Genomic DNA, 18,198 nt, shown 5'->3' with positions numbered 1-18,198 from the left:
CTTTCAACTGTCCGAAGGGATCGGCGAAGCTCAGGCTTCGTCACCCTCGATCAGGTAATCACCGGCATCGGCGTCAGTGCCGTGGGTCTCGCCCTCGACCGTCGCCAGCGGATCGTCACCGATCGCTGCTTCCGGGCCCTGCGCCAGTTCCGCCGCATGCTCTTCGGCTGCCGTCGCCGGAGCGATCAGCGATTCCTGGAGCTTGCGGTAGGATGCGCGCAGCGCGGCATCGCGCGAGGAGGCGGCGACGCGCAGGCGGTTCATGCCCGCACCGGTACCGGCGGGGATGAGACGACCGACGATCACGTTCTCCTTGAGACCGATCAGCGAGTCCTTCTTGCCTTCCACGGCCGCCTGCGTGAGCACGCGGGTGGTTTCCTGGAACGACGCGGCCGAGATGAACGAACGCGTCTGCAGCGAGGCCTTGGTGATGCCGAGCAGCACCGGCTTGCCTTCGGCGGGCTGCATGCCCTCGGCCAGCTTGGCGTTGGTTTCGAGCATCTCCTCGAGGTCGACCTGTTCGCCCGGCAGCAGGGTGGTGTCGCCACCGTTGGTGATCTCGACCTTCTGCAGCATCTGGCGAACGATCACCTCGATGTGCTTGTCGTTGATCTTCACGCCCTGCAAGCGGTAGACTTCCTGGATTTCCGCGACGAGGTATTCGGCCAGAGCCTCGACACCCATCACTTCCAGAATGTCATGCGGATCGGGCGAGCCCGAGATCAGGTTGTCGCCCTTCTTGACGTAGTCGCCTTCCTGCACGTCGATCACGCGGCTCTTCGGCACGAGGTACTCGACCGGTTCACCCTCCTCGGGGATGATCGCGATCTTGCGCTTGGCCTTGTAGTCACGCACGAATTCGATGCGCCCTGCGATCTTGGCGATGATCGAATTGTCCTTCGGCTTGCGGGCCTCGAACAGTTCGGCAACGCGCGGCAGACCGCCGGTGATGTCGCGGGTCTTGGCAGCTTCACGCGAAGCACGGGCGAGGATGTCGCCCGCTTCGACGCGCTGGCCGTCCTCGACCGAGAGCGTGGTGCCCGGCGCCATCAGGTAGCGTGCGGCTTCACCCGAATCGTCGTCGAGCAGGGTCAGGCGAGGACGCAGGTCCTCCTTCTTGCCCCGGCCAGCGGCACGGTTCTCGGTGACGACGCGGCTCGACATGCCGGTGGCTTCGTCGGTCTGCTCGGTCAGGGTCTTGCCGTCGACAAGGTCCTGATAGCGCACGATACCCGGCTTTTCGGTGATCACCGGCGTGGTGAACGGGTCCCACTCGGCCAGGCGATCGCCCTGCGAGATGATCGCACCGTTCTCGTGCAGCAGGTGGGTACCGTAGGGCACGCGGTGGATCGCGCGCTCACGGCCCTCGGTGTCGACCACGACGATTTCGCCGTTGCGGGCCAGCGACAGACGACGGCCACGCTTGTCGGTGATCGTCGGGATGTCGCGGTACTGCACGGTGCCGTCCGAGATCGCCTCGAGGTGCGACTGCTCGTTGACCTGCGCCGCGCCACCGATGTGGAAGGTACGCATGGTCAGCTGGGTGCCCGGCTCACCGATCGACTGCGCGGCGATGACGCCGACAGCTTCACCGATGTTGACCGGCGTACCACGGGCAAGGTCGCGGCCATAGCACGTGCCGCAGACGCCCTGCTGGGCTTCGCAGACCAGCGGCGAGCGGATCTTGGCCGACTGCACGCCAGCGGCCTCGATCTTGGCGATCGCGGCTTCGTCGAGCAGTTCGCCCTTCTGCGCGATCACTTCGCCCGACTTCGCCTCGATCAGGTCTTCGGCAAGAGTACGGCCGAGGATGCGCTCGCCCAGCGAGGCAATGGTCGAACCGCCCTGGACGATCGCGCGCATTTCCAGCGCACGTTCGGTGCCGCAGTCTTCCTCGATCACGACGCAGTCCTGCGACACGTCGACCAGACGACGGGTCAGGTAACCCGAGTTCGCGGTCTTCAGCGCGGTGTCCGCGAGGCCCTTGCGAGCGCCGTGGGTCGAGTTGAAGTATTCAAGAACGGTCAGGCCTTCCTTGAAGTTCGAGATGATCGGGGTTTCGATGATCTCGCCCGAAGGCTTGGCCATCAGGCCGCGCATGCCGGCAAGCTGCTTCATCTGCGCCGGGGAACCACGAGCGCCCGAGTGCGACATCATGTAGATCGCGTTGATCGGCTTCTGACGGCCGGTCGCCTCGTCAACAGGCGAGCTCTTGAGCTCTTCCATCATGGCGTTCGCGACCTGATCGCCGCAACGGCTCCAGGCGTCGATCACCTTGTTGTACTTTTCCTGCTGGGTGATGAGACCGTCCTGGTACTGCTGCTCGTAGTCGGCAACCAGTTCCTTGGTCTCGGCAACCAGCGCATCCTTGCTGTCGGGGATGATCATGTCATCCTTGCCGAACGAGATGCCTGCCTTGAACGCGTTGCGGAAGCCCAGCGCCATGATGGCGTCGGCGAACAGCACCGTGTCCTTCTGGCCGGTGTGGCGATAGACCTGGTCGATCACGTCGCCGATTTCCTTCTTGGTGAGAAGGCGGTTGACGATCTCGAACGGAACCTTGTGGCTCTTGGGCAGGCATTCGCCGATCAGCATGCGGCCCGGCGTCGTTTCGAAACGCTTGAGGTACTGCTTGCCGTTCTCGTCGGTCTGCGGAACGCGGGCGATGATCTTCGAGTGCAGCGTGACGGCCTTGGCCTCCAGCGCCTGGTGCACTTCGGCCATGTCGGCCAGCATCATGCCTTCGCCCGGCTCGCCGGCGCGGTCCATCGACAGGTAGTAGATGCCCAAGACCATGTCCTGCGAGGGAACGATGATCGGCTTGCCGTTGGCGGGCGAGAGGATGTTGTTGGTCGACATCATCAGCACGCGCGCTTCGAGCTGGGCTTCCAGCGAAAGCGGCACGTGAACGGCCATCTGGTCACCGTCGAAGTCGGCGTTGAAGGCCGAGCAGACGAGCGGGTGCAGCTGGATCGCCTTGCCTTCGATGAGGACCGGCTCGAACGCCTGGATGCCGAGACGGTGCAGCGTGGGCGCACGGTTCAGCATGACCGGATGTTCGCGGATCACCTCGTCAAGGATGTCCCAGACTTCCTTGCGTTCCTTTTCGACCCACTTCTTGGCCTGCTTCAGGGTCATGGAAAGACCCTTGGCATCGAGACGCGCGTAGATGAACGGCTTGAACAGTTCGAGCGCCATCTTCTTGGGCAGGCCGCACTGGTGCAGCTTGAGTTCCGGGCCGGTCACGATGACCGAGCGACCCGAATAGTCGACGCGCTTGCCGAGCAGGTTCTGGCGGAAGCGGCCCTGCTTGCCCTTGAGCATGTCGGACAGCGACTTCAGCGGACGCTTGTTGGCGCCGGTGATGACGCGGCCACGGCGACCGTTGTCGAACAGCGCGTCAACGGCTTCCTGCAGCATGCGCTTTTCGTTGCGGACGATGATGTCCGGCGCGCGCAGCTCGATCAGGCGCTTCAAGCGGTTGTTGCGGTTGATGACGCGGCGATAGAGGTCGTTGAGGTCCGAGGTCGCGAAGCGGCCACCGTCGAGCGGCACCAGCGGGCGCAGTTCGGGCGGGATGACCGGCACGACGTCGAGGATCATCCATTCGGGGCGGTTGCCCGAATCGATGAACGATTCCACGACCTTGAGGCGCTTGATGATCTTCTTGGGCTTCAGCTCCGACTTGGTCGTCGCCAGCTCCTGCAGCAGGTCTTCCTTTTCCTGCACCAGATCGAGGTTCATCAGCATGTGCTTGACGGCCTCGGCGCCGATGCCGGCCGAGAAAGCGTCTTCGCCATACTCGTCCTGCGCGTCGAGCAGTTCGTCCTCGGTCAGCAGCTGGTACTTCTCGAGCGGCGTCAGGCCCGGCTCGATGACCACGTAGCTTTCGAAGTAGAGGATGCGCTCAAGCTGCTTGAGCTGCATGTCGAGCAGCAGGCCGATGCGCGAGGGCAGCGACTTGAGGAACCAGATGTGCGCAACCGGAGCGGCCAGTTCGATGTGGCCCATGCGCTCGCGGCGCACCTTGGTGACGGTGACTTCGACGCCGCACTTTTCGCAGACGACGCCCTTGTACTTCATGCGCTTGTACTTGCCGCAGAGGCACTCGTAGTCCTTAACGGGGCCGAAGATGCGCGCGCAGAACAGGCCGTCACGCTCGGGCTTGAACGTGCGGTAGTTGATGGTTTCCGGCTTCTTGATCTCGCCGAAGGACCAGCTGCGAATGCGCTCGGGGCTCGCCAGACCGATCTGGATCTGGTCGAAGGTCTCGGGCTTGGCGAGCTGGTTGGTGAATTTGGTCAGGTCGTTCATTTGGTGCCGTTCCCTTGCCTCAAAGCGAGGCGTTGGACGTAAAATCTGGTGCGAAAGGATGGGCGGCGGCAGGACCGCCGCCCGTGTTCCTTACTCCGCCGCCTCGGCGAGACCGTCGTCGTCATCCGTGTCGTCGAGCGACGACAGTTCGACGTTGAGGCCCAGCGAGCGCATTTCCTTGACGAGCACGTTGAAGCTTTCGGGAATGCCGGCCTCGAAGGTGTCGTCACCCTTGACGATCGCTTCGTAGACCTTGGTGCGGCCGACCACGTCGTCCGACTTCACCGTGAGCATTTCCTGCAGCGTGTAGGCCGCGCCGTAGGCCTGGAGCGCCCAGACCTCCATTTCGCCGAAGCGCTGGCCACCGAACTGCGCCTTGCCGCCCAGCGGCTGCTGGGTGACGAGCGAGTACGGCCCGATCGAACGTGCGTGGATCTTGTCGTCGACAAGGTGGTGCAGCTTGAGCACGTACTTCATGCCCACCGTCACCTTGCGGTCGAAGGCATCGCCGGTGCGACCGTCGAACAGCGTGACCTGACCGGATTCATCCAGCCCTGCCAGACGCAGCATGTCGGTCACGTCCTTTTCGACCGCGCCGTCGAACACCGGCGAACCCATCGGCACGCCGTTGCGGACAGCCTGGGCGAACTCGATGATCTGCGCGTCGTCACGTGCGTCGATGTCGCCCGCGTAGTTGTCGCCGTAGATCTCCTTGAGCAGCTCGCGCACCGCTTCCGGCGGCTGGCCGGCTTCGGGGTTCGGGTTGGCCTCGCGCCATGCGTCGAGAGCCGCGCCGATGCGCTTGCCGAGGCCGCGGGCGGCCCAGCCAAGGTGCGTTTCGAAGATCTGCCCGACGTTCATGCGCGAAGGCACGCCCAGCGGGTTGAGCACGAAGTCGACCGGCGTACCATCCTCGAGGAACGGCATGTCTTCCTGCGGCAGGATGCGGCTGATGATGCCCTTGTTGCCGTGACGGCCGGCCATCTTGTCGCCCGGCTGCAGCTTGCGCTTCACCGCAACGAAGACCTTGACCATCTTGAGCACGCCGGGGGCGAGTTCGTCACCACGCTCGAGCTTTTCCTTGCGGTCCTCGAACTTCTCCTGGATCGCCTTCACCGCAGTGTCGTACTGCGCCTTGACCGCTTCCAGCTGTGCCTGGCGCGCATCGTCGGCAACGGCGAACTTCCACCATTCGTGGCGTTCGACGTCGGCGAGCACCTGCTCGGTGATCTCTTCGCCCTTCTTGATGCCCTTTGGAGCGGCAGCCGAGACCTGGCCCAGCAGCATGTCGCGCAGGCGGTTGAAGGTGGCGCGGTTGAGGATCGCGCGCTCGTCCTCGCGGTCCTTGGCGAGGCGTTCGATTTCCTCGTTCTGGATGGCGCGGGTACGGTCGTCGATCTCGATGCCATGACGGTTGAAGACGCGGACGTCGACGATCGTGCCGGCAACGCCCGGCGGCAGGCGGAGCGAGGTGTCGCGCACGTCGCTGGCCTTTTCACCGAAGATGGCGCGGAGCAGCTTCTCTTCCGGCGTCATCGGCGATTCACCCTTCGGGGTGATCTTGCCGACGAGGATGTCGCCCGGGTGCACTTCGGCACCGATGTAGACGATGCCCGCCTCGTCGAGGTTGCGCAGGGCTTCCTCGCCGACGTTCGGGATGTCGCGGGTGATGTCCTCGGGCCCGAGCTTGGTGTCGCGGGCCATGACTTCGAATTCCTCGATGTGGATCGAGGTGAAGACGTCTTCCTTGACGATGCGTTCGCTGATCAGGATCGAGTCTTCGTAGTTGTAGCCGTTCCAGGGCATGAACGCGACGAGCACGTTGCGGCCCAGCGCCAGCTCACCGAACTCGGTCGAGGGACCGTCGGCGATGATGTCGCCCTTCTCGATCAGGTCGCCCACCTTCACCAGCGGACGCTGGTTGATGCAGGTCGACTGGTTCGAGCGTTCGAACTTCTGCAGGCGGTAGATGTCGACGCCCGACTGGCCGGGTTCGATATCGCCGCTGGCGCGGATCACGATACGGGTGGCGTCGACCTGGTCGACCACGCCCGAGCGCAGCGCCGAGATCGCGGCGCCCGAATCGCGGGCCACGGTCTCTTCCATGCCGGTGCCGACATAAGGCGCATCGGCCTTGATCAGCGGCACGGCCTGGCGCTGCATGTTCGAGCCCATCAGCGCGCGGTTGGCGTCGTCGTTTTCCAGGAACGGAATGAGCGAGGCGGCAACCGAGACGAGCTGCTTCGGCGAAACGTCCATCAGCGTGATCTGGTCGCGCGGGCTCATCACGAATTCGCCGTTCTGGCGAGCCGAGACGAGTTCTTCGACGAACGAGCCGTCAGCAGTCAGCTCGGCCGAGGCCTGCGCCACGGTGTGCTTCTGCTCTTCCATCGCCGAGAGATAGATGACGTCCTTGGTCACCTTGCCATCGACGACCTTGCGGTACGGTGTTTCGATGAAGCCGTACTTGTTGACGCGCGCGAAGGTCGACAGCGAGTTGATCAGACCGATGTTCGGGCCTTCCGGCGTTTCGATCGGGCAGATGCGGCCGTAGTGCGTCGGGTGAACGTCGCGGACTTCGAAGCCGGCGCGCTCGCGGGTCAAGCCGCCCGGCCCGAGCGCCGACACGCGGCGCTTGTGGGTGACTTCAGAGAGCGGGTTGGTCTGGTCCATGAACTGCGAGAGCTGCGAGGAACCGAAGAACTCGCGCACCGCAGCCACGGCGGGCTTGGCGTTGATCAGGTCGTTCGGCATGACGGTCGACACGTCGACCGAGGACATGCGCTCCTTCACGGCGCGTTCCATGCGCAGCAGGCCGACGCGGTACTGGTTTTCCAGCAGCTCGCCCACCGAACGCACGCGACGGTTGCCGAGGTTGTCGATGTCGTCGACTTCGCCCTTGCCGTCCTTGAGGTTCACCAGCTCCTTGACCACGGCGAGGATGTCCTCGGTGCGCAGCGTGGTGATGGTGTCCTCGGCATCGAGGCCAAGGCGCATGTTGAGCTTGACGCGACCCACGGCCGAGAGGTCGTAGCGGTCGCCGTCGAAGAACAGGCCGTCGAACAGCGCTTCTGCGGTTTCGCGCGTCGGCGGTTCGCCCGGGCGCATGACGCGATAGATATCGGCCAGTGCATGGTCACGGTCCGGGGCCTTGTCGGCCTTGAGGGTGTTGCGGATCCAGGGACCGGTCGAGACGTGGTCGATGTCGAGCAGTTCGAGCGTGTCGATCCCGGCCTTGTCGAGCAGGTCGAGGTTCTCCGGCGAGACTTCGTCACCGGCTTCGATCCAGATGCGGCCGGTTGCTTCGTCGATCAGGTCACGCGCGGCGTAGCGGCCGAAGATTTCCTCGGTCGGGATCAGCAGTTCCTCGAGACCGTCCTTGGCAGCCTTGTTGGCAGCGCGGGGGCTGATCTTCTGGCCCGCCGGGAAGATCACTTCGCCCGACTTGGCGTCGACGATGTCGAACATCGGCTTCGATCCGCGCCACTGTTCGAGCACGAAGGGCACCTTCCAGCCACCTTCCGCGCGCGCCCACTTCACGATGTCGTAGAAGTGGTGGAGGATCTGCTCGTCATCGAGGCCCAGCGCATGCAGCAGCGCGGTGACCGGCAGCTTGCGCTTGCGGTCGATACGGACGTTGACGATGTCCTTGGCGTCGAACTCGAAATCGAGCCACGAACCACGGTAGGGGATCACGCGGGCAGCGAAGAGGTACTTGCCCGAGGAGTGGGTCTTGCCGCGGTCATGGTCGAACAGCACGCCCGGCGAACGGTGCATCTGCGAGACGATCACGCGCTCGGTGCCGTTGATGAAGAACGTGCCGTTCTCGGTCATGAGCGGGATATCGCCCATGTAGACGTCCTGCTCCTTGATATCGATGAGCGACTTGGTCTCGGTCTCGGCGTCGACCTCGAAGGTCGCGAGCTTGAGCGTCACCTTCATCGGCGCAGCGTAGGTGATGCCGCGCTGGCGGCACTCGTTCACGTCGTACTTCGGCGCTTCGAGGACGTAGCCGTCACGCTCCTTGATATCGAGGCTGGCGGTGCCGGCGAAGTCCTGGATCGGGAACACCGAACGCAGCGTCTTCTCGAGGCCCGAGACATAGCCCACCGACGGATCGGAGCGGAGGAACTGCTCGTACGATTCGCGCTGGACCTCGATCAGGTTCGGCATCTGCACGACTTCGTGGATGTCCCCGAAGATCTTGCGGATGCGCTTCTTCACGCCGGGACGACTGGCTGTCTTGGAAACCATAAAGGTTGCGAGCCTCTTCTCAACAAATGGCCGGAAAACCGGCGGAAATTCTGCCACGCGCAAGGATGGCGCCACCAAACAGCGAAAGGCCGCACAGCGCACGGCGCTCCGTCGAACGGAAGCCATGGCCCGCAGCCTTTTGCGTCAGATGGATTGCCCTTCGCTTCCTTCCCGAGCCACCCCCTGCGCATGGGACGGCCTTGCTCGAAGCGACGAACAGGGGCGGCATATAGGGCACGGCTGTTGCGAAGTCAAAGGGGTGGACCGCGAGGCGGAAGCTCACGGCCGCAGGCGCCGCAAGTAATGAATGCAGTCCATGAACAACGGTTCAGAAACCATGAAACATTGTTTCAGGCGTCGCAAGATGCTGCATCTTACTGGCAATAACGTCACCGTTCATCGCCAATAGGGAACCTTATCTGCGGTTCGTCGCGTTTTCGCTTCATGAACAAGCTCAACACCATGTCGCCCCGCAACACCATGGCGATTTCTGCCATGCTGATGCTTTCTGCAGGAACCGCCTTTGCACAGGACGCTACCGTACCCGTGACTGATGCGCCGGTCGTTGCAGCACCGGTTGCGCCGACCATCGTGATCCCGGTGCCGGAGCCCGTTTCGCCTGCGCCTGCTCCGGTAGTGACCAGTGCGCCCGTAGCGGAGCCCGTTGCCACGGATATAGCAAAGCCGGCGGCGCGCTCGCCGACAACGGCGCGGACTGCGGCCAGAACCGCTGCTCCCGCCAGCCCGGCTGCTGCACGCGAGGATAGCGAAACGGTGACGCCGCCAGTCACGGCGCCGGTGGCTGCCCCCGCCCCGGATACGCGGGAGGCAGCTCCGCCGCCGCCTGTCGCCAGCAATGAACCGGGCGCGCCGGACTGGGCGCTGCCGGTTGGCGCTGCGGCGACGCTGCTCGTCCTTGGCGGCGTTGGCCTTGCCATGAGCCGCAGGCGGCGTCCTTATGAAGAGGACGTGGACTTCGTGCCGCCTGTCGCCACCCGCCCTGCCCTGCGACCGCAGCCCGAGAGCCGCGTTACTCCACCTGTACCGCCTGCGCGCCTCTCTGCGGTGCCCATGGCTTCCACCCCGGTCGTCGGCACTTCCGGTGAGCGTGCAGCCCTGATCGAGAGCATCGTCGCCTCGCCGCCGGACGCTGCGAACCCGTTCCGTTCGCGCAAGGCGCGCCGCCGTCGTGCGCGGATCATGGTCCAGTCGATGGCGGCGCGGAGCGACGTCCCGACCGGGACACCTCGCCCGACCGAGCCCGCAATCGCGGGCGACTACGCCAGCGCCTGATCCTTCGAACTCCCCCAATCCTTCACCCGTCGCCACGTCGTGGTGAAGGGAAGCGGCCTCGTCCACCCCTCCGGACGGGGCCGCTTTTGCGTGCTGCCTACGCATCACATCCGAGAAACGATAAGCCAAATATTGTTTTTCGATATTATTGATTGACGATAAGCCGAATCGGCATTATTGAATTTCGATATCGACCATATCGGAGAACGATCAATGCCCCGCCTCATTCCCCAGACCGCCGCCGCGATCCTCTCGCTGCTGCTGGCTGCCACGCTGTGGTTGCCGACGGTGGACGCGGGCCCGGCATCGTTCGCACGCGCCGAAGGTCCGGTCATGGCGACCTACCAGCTTCCGCTCGTCGCCTGACCGTCACCGTTCAACAGGAGGGAAACACCATGTCCTCGTTCCGATCCGACCCGCTGCTCGGCCTTGCCCGCGCCCTGCTGGTCTTCTTCATGGCAGTGTTCATCGTTGCCGCTGCCGCCTGCGTGATCGCCGTGCCGGTAATCCTGTTCATGCAGGGCGACATCATCGCCGAGATCGCCAAGGAAGCGCCAAAGGCCGCGAACGCCCAGTTCGTCTGGGCCCTTGCCGGACTGATGGTCGCGGTGGCAGCGCTGGTTGCGGCGATGTGGTTCTTCACCCTGAAGCTCAAGCAGATCGTCGACAGCGTTGCTGCGGGCGATCCGTTCATCCCGGAGAACGCCGAGCGCCTGAAGGTCATGGCGTGGATGTCGATCGCGCTGCAGTTCATCGCCGTGCCGGTGGGCCTGTTCGGCGCCTGGGTAGGCGACAAGGTGGAGCCGACCGACGTCGACCTCTCGATCTCGGGCAACGGCCTGCTGCTCGCGCTGGTCCTGTTCATCCTCGCCCGTGTGTTCCGCACCGGAGCGCAGATGCGCGAAGATCTGGAAGGGACCGTGTGATGCCGATCAATGTCAAACTCGACGACCTGCTCCACGCCCGCCGCATGACGCTGACGGAACTGGCCGACCGCATCGACCTGACGCTCGCCAATGTCTCGATCCTCAAGACCGGCAAGGCCAAGGCAATCCGCTTCTCCACGCTCGAGGCGATCTGCCGGGAACTCGACTGCCAACCCGGCGATGTGCTCGGATATGAACGGGACGGGGCCGAATCCGCGTAAAGCTTGACTTCCGGACCCGAATCCTCCAGAGGCCCGCCCCGACCGGTGGGCCTCTTTTGGTTTGCCGATCATCCGTCCGAGACAGTTGGCGTGCGGGATCTGCCCGCACTTAATCTCCAGCCTAGACGGGGAAAAGAGTTTCAAGGCCCCTCGCTCCTTCAGGATCGTGGCGCCCCTCGCGTCTTTTATGGCGCATCTCCTTCCCTTGTCACGGACTCGCCGGTGGCCTTCGGGCCATCGACCCCCGCTTTCGCGGGGGCAAGCAGTAGCCGACTGTCCGGGCCTCCCGGTTCAGTCACATGTGAAGGAGTATGGCATGGATCGTTCGCAGAAAGCCGATTCGGTCGCCTTCCTGAACGGCGTCTTCAACGAGGCCGGCGCGGTGGTCATCACCCGCAACCTCGGCATGACGGTGGCCCAGTCCACCGCCCTGCGCACGAAGATCCGTGAAGCGGGCGCGACCTACAAGGTTGCGAAGAACCGTCTTGCCAAGCTTGCCGTTGCAGGCACCGATTACGAAGGTCTGGGTGATTTCTTCACCGGTCCGACCGCGATCGCTGCCTCGGCCGATCCCGTCGCCGCCGCCAAGGCAGTCGTCGAGTTCGCCAAGACCACCGACAAGATCGAAATCGTCGGCGGTGCAATGGGTTCGCAGGTTCTCGACGCGGAAGGCGTGAAGGCTCTGGCCTCGATGCCCTCGCTCGACGAGCTGCGCGCCAAGCTCATCGGCCTCGTCCAGGCTCCGGCAACCAAGATCGCTCAGCTCGCAACCGCTCCGGCGGCCAAGCTGGCCCGCGTCTTCGGTGCCTACGCCAAGGAAGCCGCATAAGACAGTTCGTTCGATTTACGCTCGCCGCGCCACTCGGGCACGCGGGCACCACAAGATCAGGAGTGAAATACCATGGCCGATATCGCCAAGCTCGTTGAAGAACTTTCGAAGCTGACCGTCCTCGAAGCCGCTGACCTCGCCAAGGCTCTTGAAGAAGCCTGGGGCGTTTCGGCTGCTGCCGCTGTCGCCGTTGCTGCTCCGGCTGCCGGTGGCGCCGCTGCTGAAGCCGCTGAAGAGAAGACCGAATTCGACGTCATCCTGACCGGCGACGGTGGCAAGAAGATCCAGGTCATCAAGGAAGTCCGCGCGATCACCAACCTGGGCCTGACCGAAGCCAAGGCGCTGGTCGAAGGCGCTCCGAAGGCGATCAAGGAAGGCGTGTCGAAGGCTGAAGCCGAAGACATCAAGAAGAAGATCGAAGAAGCCGGCGGCACCGTCGAAGTCAAGTAATCTTCTTCCGGTCTTCCGGACAAGATACAGGGAAAGGCGGGGCTTCGGCTCCGCCTTTTTCGTTTGGCAAAACCGCAGGGTTGCGACACTCTTTCATGGCTTTCCGGGGGGAACGTCATGTCGGAAGAGGTTACGCGCTATCGTCACTTTGCCGCAATCCGGGTGGAGCAACTCGGATACGAGGACGAGAGCCTTCGCCGCCAGTTGTTCTGGGTCCGTGTGGGCAGTTGGCCGCTTCAGCTGATCAGTATCGTACTGCCGGTAGCGGCCGGTTCCGTGGCACTTTCCACAACGGATGACAGCTATGTCGCGGCCCTCAGCTTCGTTGGCGCCGCCGCTGTCGCGCTGCATCGCGGACTGAACTGCGAGGCCTATCAGAGCGCCCTCAAGCGAACGACGCAAGCCGTGCGCAGCATCATCGAGGATTACGAGTGCATTGCGGCACTGGCAGACGAAAAGGTCGCCGACGCCTTGCGCAAGGCCGAAGCCCGCCTGCACGAACTGCGGGCGACCAGCAACGATGTCCCGCCCAAGCGTCGGCAGAGAATTCTGCAAATTCCCGAGATGAATCCCGCAACGGGCGCCTGAAACCGGTCGGCCGGTCGGGCTCCTAGGGGATATCGCCCGCAATCGGCACCAGCACGTCCACCAGCAGCCCGCCGCTTTCGCTGCGGGCGAAGGACAACTCGCCGCCAAAACGCTGCAGCAGCCGGTGTGCCGTGGGGATGCCCAAGCCGAAGCCTGCCGTGTCGCGCGCCCGCGCATCGTCGATACGGTAGAAGGGTGCCAGGATCCGCTCGAACTGATCTTCTGATATGCCCGGCCCATCGTCCGCGATCAGGACGTGCCAGCGGCCGTTGGCATCCGTTTCGACCTTGACCCTCGCCTTGCCGCCGTAGTGGACGGCATTGGCGATCAGCGGATGCAGGGCCATCAGCACGGGCTCGCGCCAGGTCTGGACGACTGCGCCCGGCACGACCTCGACCGAAGCCCTGTCGGGGAACCCGCCCAGCACGAGATCGGTAACGGCGAGGCCGAGGTCGATGGTGACCGGTTCGGGTGCCAGATGCTGCGCGCGCAGATAGCGCTGGAGCGACATCAGCATCGCTTCCATCTCGCCGGTCGCATCGCGCACCAGCTCTGAAATCTCGCGATCGTCGATCAGGTCGGCGGCGATGGTCACGCGCGACAGCGGCGTGCGCATATCGTGGCTGATCGCCTCGAACGAGCGCGCCTGGTCCTCGAGCATGGCGGCGATGCGCTCCTGCATGGCGTTCATCGAACGGGCGAGGCTGCGCAAGTCGTCCGGGCCGCTTTCGCGCACCGGCACCACCTGCCCCTTGCCGATCGCATCGGCAGCGTCCGTCAGTTCACGCAAGGGACGGGTAATGATCCGCAAGGACCAGAGCGAGAGGGCGAAGCCGACCACGGCGGTGATCAAAGTCAGTACTGTCGCGCGCAACGCGATCGGCCAACCTGACGTGACATCGCGCGAGCGGAAGTTCAGCCAGTGCCCGTCGCGCAGGCGCATCGCGCCCACGAGATTGCCATAACCGAGACGGGACGGCTCCAGCCCGAGCATCAGCTGCTGGCCCGCCAGCGTCGGCTCCCAGCGCAGGATATAGCCCCTTATCTCGGCGACGGCCTCGGCATCGCGGCCCGGAATCGCGTGGGGGGAGTTCGCGAGCGCCACTTCGAGATGGCTCGTGCTCATGGTCGAGCCCACCGCCTCCGGGTGCAGCTCATGCAGCCGGTTGCTGACGACCAGCAGTTCGGCCACGCGCCGCGCGTGATCCTCGCGCAGGGTCTCCTTGTCGATGACATCGTAGAACGCGAGGCTGGCCACTGCCTGCACCGCTGCCAGCACCAGCAGCAGCGTTGCGGCGCGGACGGCAAGACGGGACAGGTTCGGCCCATGCGGAGGATGCGACTCAAGCCACGCGCGCAGGCGGCCCATGCCGCCCGCCGATCGTCTTGCCGGACTGCGCCCCACGCGCATCCTGCTTGCCAACTGGCCGAACCCTTCCATTCCGGAAACGCTGTCACTCGCCGACCGACGGGTCAACCATTGCGGCGACGCGGACATCTTTTGTGACACTTGCCAACGGAAAACAGCCGTTTTTCATTACCTTGCGATCTTGCCCGCAGACTTCGGTGCAGTCCTGGCGGCTTCCTCACTGCTGCTGCAGCGCCCGGCACGACTCGCAGACCAAGCGCTTTCCTTCGCGCGTGCTCCGGCCTACACGACCCGTCCCATGTTTGAACAACCGCCGCACAAATGGATCGACGAGCTCCGCGCGATGCTGCGCCTGGCAGCGCCGCTGGTCGGCGCAAACCTGCTGCAGATGGCGGTCTTCGCGGTGGACGTGGTGTTCGTCGCACGCCTCGGGCCGGAGGCGCTGGCCGCATCGTCGCTCTCGGTTTCGCTGTTCGGGCTGCTGATATGGAGCCTGTCGGGCCTGGTCGGTGCGGCATCGCCGCTGATTGCCGCCGAACTCGGACGCCGTCGCCATGCTATCCGTGAAGTGCGCCGTACGGTGCGGATGGCGGCCTGGGCCGGGCTTCTGGCATCTTTCCTGGCGATCGGCGTGTGCTTGCTCGGCGGACCGCTGATGCGCGTGACCGGGCAGGATCCGGGCGTAATCGCGCGGGCGGTTCCCTTCCTGCAAGTCCTGATGTGGGCCGCGATCCCGGCAGTACTGGCCGCACTGCTGCGCACCGTGGTCGCGACTTTGGGCCGCCCCGGCATCGGCACGGCCATCACCGGCATGGCGGTGGCGATCAACGCGCTGGGCAACTGGGTTTTCGTGTTCGGGCACTTCGGCGCGCCGGAACTCGGCCTGCTCGGCTCGGCGATCTCCAGCGTGGTCACCAGCACGGCGATGCTGGTGGCATTCATGCTGGTCATCCGCTTCGATCGGCGCCTCCACCGCTACCGCCTGCTCGGCCGATGGTGGAAACCGGAATGGCAGCGCTTCGGCGATGTCCTCAGAATCGGCCTGCCGATCTGCGGCACGATCATTGCCGAGGCCGGCATGTTCAACGGCGCGGCCTTTCTGATGGGCCGCATCGGCGAGACCGAGCTCGCCGCGCATACGCTGGCGCTGCAGTTCGCGGCCATCGCGTTTCAGGTCCCCTTCGGGGTCGGGCAGGCCGCAACGATCCGCGTCGGCCTTGCCTTCGGAGCGCGCAATAACGCCGCCATCACCTTGGCCGGGAGGGTCGCCACCCAACTCGGCATCGGCTTCATGGCCTTGTCTGCCGGCGTGATGCTACTGTTCCCGCACCAGCTGCTGCAGCTCTACATCGACCCGAGTGCCATCGAAAACGCCCGGGTGGTCGAACTTGCCGTGCTGTACATGATGGTGGCAGCCGCGTTCCAACTGTTCGATGGCGCCCAGGCCGTCGGTGCGAGCATGCTGCGCGGGCTGCAGGACACGCGGGTGCCGATGCTGATCGCGATCTTCGGCTACTGGGTGCCCGGCGTCGGCACGGCGCTGGGGCTCGGACTGCTTACCCGTTTCGGCGGGCTCGGGGTGTGGTTCGGCCTGCTCGTCGGACTCATCTTCGTCGCCGGCCTGATGCACTGGCGCTGGCGCAACCGGGCAAGACTGGGACTCCTGCCTGCCTGAAAGCGCTTTGCCGGTTTGTTCATCGGCGCGAAAAGAATCTGCGCCACACCCATTGACGCTACCTTGGCAGGCACCCATATGCCGCCCGCTGGCACTCTCCCCTTGAGAGTGCCAAGCCTCAATTTTTGCAACTTGGAAGAGGGAGCAACCCTATGTCATTCCGTCCGCTGCACGATCGCGTGCTCGTACGCCGCGTCGAGGCCGAGGAAAAGACTGCCGGCGGGATCATCATCCCCGACAGCGCCAAGGAAAAGCCCGCTGAAGGCGAAATCGTCGCCGTCGGCACCGGCGCGCGCGCCGAGAACGGCACCGTCACTCCGCTCGACGTCAAGGTCGGCGATCGCGTCCTGTTCGGCAAGTGGTCCGGCACCGAAGTCAAGGTTTCGGGCGAAGACCTGCTGATCATGAAGGAATCGGACATCCTGGGCGTGATCGGCTGAGCCGACCTTCCGGATTTCCTGAACCAACTCAAGATATTCAAAGGAACGAGAAATGGCTGCCAAGGACGTACGCTTTTCGCGCGACGCTCGTGAACGCATTCTGCGCGGCGTCGACATCCTCGCCGACGCGGTGAAGGTCACGCTGGGCCCCAAGGGCCGCAACGTCGTGATCGACAAGAGCTTCGGCGCGCCCCGCATCACCAAGGACGGTGTTTCGGTCGCCAAGGAAATCGAACTCAAGGACAAGTTCGAGAACATGGGCGCCCAGATGCTGCGCGAAGTGGCCTCGAAGGCCAACGACGCAGCCGGTGACGGCACCACCACCGCGACCGTTCTCGCCCAGGCGATCGTTCGCGAAGGCATGACTGCGGTTGCCGCCGGCATGAACCCGATGGACCTCAAGCGCGGCATCGACATCGCCGTCGGCAAGGTCGTCGAGAACCTCAAGGCCCGTTCGACCCCGGTCGCCGGTTCCTCGGAAATCGCGCAGGTCGGCATCATCTCGGCCAACGGTGACACCGAAGTCGGCCAGAAGATCGCCGAGGCGATGGAAAAGGTCGGCAAGGAAGGCGTGATCACCGTGGAAGAGGCCAAGGGCCTCGAATTCGAACTCGATGTCGTCGAAGGCATGCAGTTCGACCGCGGCTACCTCTCGCCCTACTTCATCACCAACCCGGAAAAGATGACGGTCGAACTTGAGAACCCGTACATTCTGATCCACGAGAAGAAGCTGTCGTCGCTGCAGGCGATGCTGCCGATCCTCGAAGCCGTGGTGCAGTCGGGCCGTCCGCTCCTCATCATCGCCGAAGACATCGAAGGCGAAGCGCTGGCGACCCTCGTTGTCAACAAGCTGCGCGGTGGCCTCAAGATCGCGGCCGTCAAGGCTCCGGGCTTCGGTGACCGCCGCAAGGCCATGCTGGGCGACATCGCCACGCTGACCGCCGGCGAGATGATCTCCGAAGACCTCGGCATCAAGCTGGAGAGCGTCACGCTTGCCATGCTCGGCCAGGCCAAGAAGGTCACCATCGACAAGGACAACACCACGATCGTCGACGGCGCCGGTTCGGCCGAAGAGATCAAGGCCCGCGTCGAGCAGATCCGCGCGCAGATCGAAGTCACCACTTCGGACTACGACCGCGAGAAGCTGCAGGAGCGTCTTGCCAAGCTTGCTGGCGGCGTTGCCGTGATCAAGGTCGGCGGTGCCACCGAAGTCGAAGTGAAGGAGCGCAAGGACCGCGTCGACGACGCTCTCCACGCCACCCGCGCGGCGGTTGAAGAAGGCATCGTCCCCGGTGGCGGTACCGCGCTGCTGTTCGCGACCAAGGCTCTCGACGGCCTCAAGGGCGCCAACGACGACCAGACCAAGGGCATCGACATCGTGCGTCGCGCGATCCAGGCTCCGATCCGCCAGATCGCTGCCAACGCAGGCCATGACGGTGCCGTCGTTGCCGGCAACCTGCTGCGCGAAGGTGACGAGAACCAGGGCTTCAACGCCGCGACCGACACCTACGAGAACCTCAAGGCTGCCGGCGTGATCGACCCGACCAAGGTCGTGCGCACTGCCCTGCAGGACGCTGCCTCGGTCTCCGGCCTGCTGATCACCACCGAAGCGGCGATCAGCGAGAAGCCGGACGACAAGCCCGCGATGCCGCCGATGGGCGGTGGCATGGGCGGCATGGGCGGCATGGACTTCTAAGTCCAAGCAGCTCACGCTGACACGAATTGGGCCGGGAGGAGCGATCTTCCCGGCCTTTTTCGTATCGGCAGGATGCAAAGCGGGAACAACTGGCGACGGACTGCGTTCTTTGCGGGATGAACTGCGTGCAGCCCGGCCCCGTC

13 protein-coding genes are annotated in these 18,198 nt (G+C 64.4%); 10 read left to right on the top strand and 3 right to left on the bottom strand.

Annotated elements, in window-relative coordinates; all coding sequences use genetic code 11:
• Positions 1–30: 30 nt before the first annotated feature.
• Positions 31–4,314, bottom strand: coding sequence for a DNA-directed RNA polymerase subunit beta' (gene rpoC / locus I2488_RS08535; RefSeq protein WP_196275364.1), 4,284 nt, complete (start codon positions 4,312–4,314; stop codon positions 31–33).
• Between the two features lie 90 nt (positions 4,315–4,404).
• Entirely contained in the window at positions 4,405–8,568 is a 4,164-nt protein-coding gene (gene rpoB, locus I2488_RS08530; RefSeq protein ID WP_196275363.1) for a DNA-directed RNA polymerase subunit beta, read from the bottom strand.
• 444 nt (positions 8,569–9,012) lie between these two features.
• On the opposite strand from rpoB, the gene I2488_RS08525 reads away from it, so the two are divergent.
• From I2488_RS08525 to I2488_RS08495, 7 genes are all read left to right on the top strand, one after another.
• Positions 9,013–9,861, top strand: a complete 849-nt coding sequence (locus tag I2488_RS08525; protein WP_196275362.1) for a hypothetical protein — start codon at positions 9,013–9,015, stop codon at positions 9,859–9,861.
• A 213-nt stretch (positions 9,862–10,074) separates the two neighbouring features.
• On the top strand, positions 10,075–10,227 hold the full coding sequence (locus I2488_RS08520) for a hypothetical protein (RefSeq protein ID WP_196275361.1): 153 nt from the start codon (positions 10,075–10,077) through the stop codon (positions 10,225–10,227).
• Between the two features lie 29 nt (positions 10,228–10,256).
• Positions 10,257–10,787 carry a DUF2975 domain-containing protein gene (locus tag I2488_RS08515; protein WP_196275360.1) on the top strand — a complete coding sequence of 177 codons (531 nt, stop codon included), beginning with the start codon at positions 10,257–10,259 and terminating at the stop codon, positions 10,785–10,787.
• Positions 10,787–11,008 carry a helix-turn-helix domain-containing protein gene (locus I2488_RS08510; protein ID WP_196275359.1) on the top strand — a complete coding sequence of 74 codons (222 nt, stop codon included), beginning with the start codon at positions 10,787–10,789 and terminating at the stop codon, positions 11,006–11,008. The genes I2488_RS08515 and I2488_RS08510 overlap by 1 nt, the downstream gene beginning before the upstream one ends.
• Before the next feature lie 316 nt (positions 11,009–11,324).
• Positions 11,325–11,837 carry a 50S ribosomal protein L10 gene (gene rplJ / locus I2488_RS08505; protein WP_196275358.1) on the top strand — a complete coding sequence of 171 codons (513 nt, stop codon included), beginning with the start codon at positions 11,325–11,327 and terminating at the stop codon, positions 11,835–11,837.
• Positions 11,838–11,909: 72 nt separating this feature from the next.
• The gene (gene rplL, locus I2488_RS08500; RefSeq protein ID WP_196275357.1) at positions 11,910–12,287 is read left to right on the top strand and encodes a 50S ribosomal protein L7/L12; all 378 of its coding nucleotides are present in this window, start codon (positions 11,910–11,912) and stop codon (positions 12,285–12,287) included.
• 117 nt (positions 12,288–12,404) lie between these two features.
• Complete coding sequence (locus I2488_RS08495; RefSeq protein WP_196275356.1) at positions 12,405–12,875, top strand: hypothetical protein; 471 nt, start codon at positions 12,405–12,407, stop codon at positions 12,873–12,875.
• A gap of 22 nt (positions 12,876–12,897) precedes the next feature.
• Here I2488_RS08495 and I2488_RS08490 read toward each other — a convergent pair whose 3' ends face one another.
• Positions 12,898–14,316 (bottom strand): ATP-binding protein, encoded by a 1,419-nt coding sequence (locus I2488_RS08490; protein WP_246465560.1) that lies wholly within the window; start codon positions 14,314–14,316, stop codon positions 12,898–12,900.
• 226 nt (positions 14,317–14,542) lie between these two features.
• Between I2488_RS08490 and I2488_RS08485 the strand changes: the two genes are divergently transcribed.
• From I2488_RS08485 to groL, 3 genes are all read left to right on the top strand, one after another.
• Positions 14,543–15,919: an MATE family efflux transporter gene (locus I2488_RS08485; protein ID WP_196275355.1), complete on the top strand. Its 1,377-nt coding sequence runs from the start codon at positions 14,543–14,545 to the stop codon at positions 15,917–15,919.
• A 152-nt stretch (positions 15,920–16,071) separates the two neighbouring features.
• Positions 16,072–16,359: a co-chaperone GroES gene (groES, locus tag I2488_RS08480; RefSeq protein WP_196275354.1), complete on the top strand. Its 288-nt coding sequence runs from the start codon at positions 16,072–16,074 to the stop codon at positions 16,357–16,359.
• Positions 16,360–16,411: 52 nt separating this feature from the next.
• Positions 16,412–18,055 carry a chaperonin GroEL gene (gene groL, locus I2488_RS08475; RefSeq protein WP_196275353.1) on the top strand — a complete coding sequence of 548 codons (1,644 nt, stop codon included), beginning with the start codon at positions 16,412–16,414 and terminating at the stop codon, positions 18,053–18,055.
• The last annotated feature ends 143 nt before the right edge of the window (positions 18,056–18,198 follow it).

The sequence above is a fragment of the Novosphingobium jiangmenense genome (genome assembly GCF_015694345.1).
Taxonomy (GTDB): Bacteria; Pseudomonadota; Alphaproteobacteria; order Sphingomonadales; family Sphingomonadaceae; genus Novosphingobium; species Novosphingobium jiangmenense.
This window is presented reverse-complemented; position numbering and strand designations above follow the sequence as displayed.

Bases quoted from the DNA above. Each gene is read 5' to 3' on its own strand.
- rpoC (WP_196275364.1), bottom strand. From the start codon at position 4,314: ATGAACGACCTGACCAAATTCACCAACCAGCTCGCCAAGCCCGAGACC.
- rpoB (WP_196275363.1), bottom strand. From the start codon at position 8,568: ATGGTTTCCAAGACAGCCAGTCGTCCCGGCGTGAAGAAGCGCATCCGC.
- I2488_RS08525 (WP_196275362.1), top strand. From the start codon at position 9,013: ATGAACAAGCTCAACACCATGTCGCCCCGCAACACCATGGCGATTTCT.
- I2488_RS08520 (WP_196275361.1), top strand. From the start codon at position 10,075: ATGCCCCGCCTCATTCCCCAGACCGCCGCCGCGATCCTCTCGCTGCTG.
- I2488_RS08515 (WP_196275360.1), top strand. From the start codon at position 10,257: ATGTCCTCGTTCCGATCCGACCCGCTGCTCGGCCTTGCCCGCGCCCTG.
- I2488_RS08510 (WP_196275359.1), top strand. From the start codon at position 10,787: ATGCCGATCAATGTCAAACTCGACGACCTGCTCCACGCCCGCCGCATG.
- rplJ (WP_196275358.1), top strand. From the start codon at position 11,325: ATGGATCGTTCGCAGAAAGCCGATTCGGTCGCCTTCCTGAACGGCGTC.
- rplL (WP_196275357.1), top strand. From the start codon at position 11,910: ATGGCCGATATCGCCAAGCTCGTTGAAGAACTTTCGAAGCTGACCGTC.
- I2488_RS08495 (WP_196275356.1), top strand. From the start codon at position 12,405: ATGTCGGAAGAGGTTACGCGCTATCGTCACTTTGCCGCAATCCGGGTG.
- I2488_RS08490 (WP_246465560.1), bottom strand. From the start codon at position 14,316: ATGGAAGGGTTCGGCCAGTTGGCAAGCAGGATGCGCGTGGGGCGCAGT.
- I2488_RS08485 (WP_196275355.1), top strand. From the start codon at position 14,543: ATGTTTGAACAACCGCCGCACAAATGGATCGACGAGCTCCGCGCGATG.
- groES (WP_196275354.1), top strand. From the start codon at position 16,072: ATGTCATTCCGTCCGCTGCACGATCGCGTGCTCGTACGCCGCGTCGAG.
- groL (WP_196275353.1), top strand. From the start codon at position 16,412: ATGGCTGCCAAGGACGTACGCTTTTCGCGCGACGCTCGTGAACGCATT.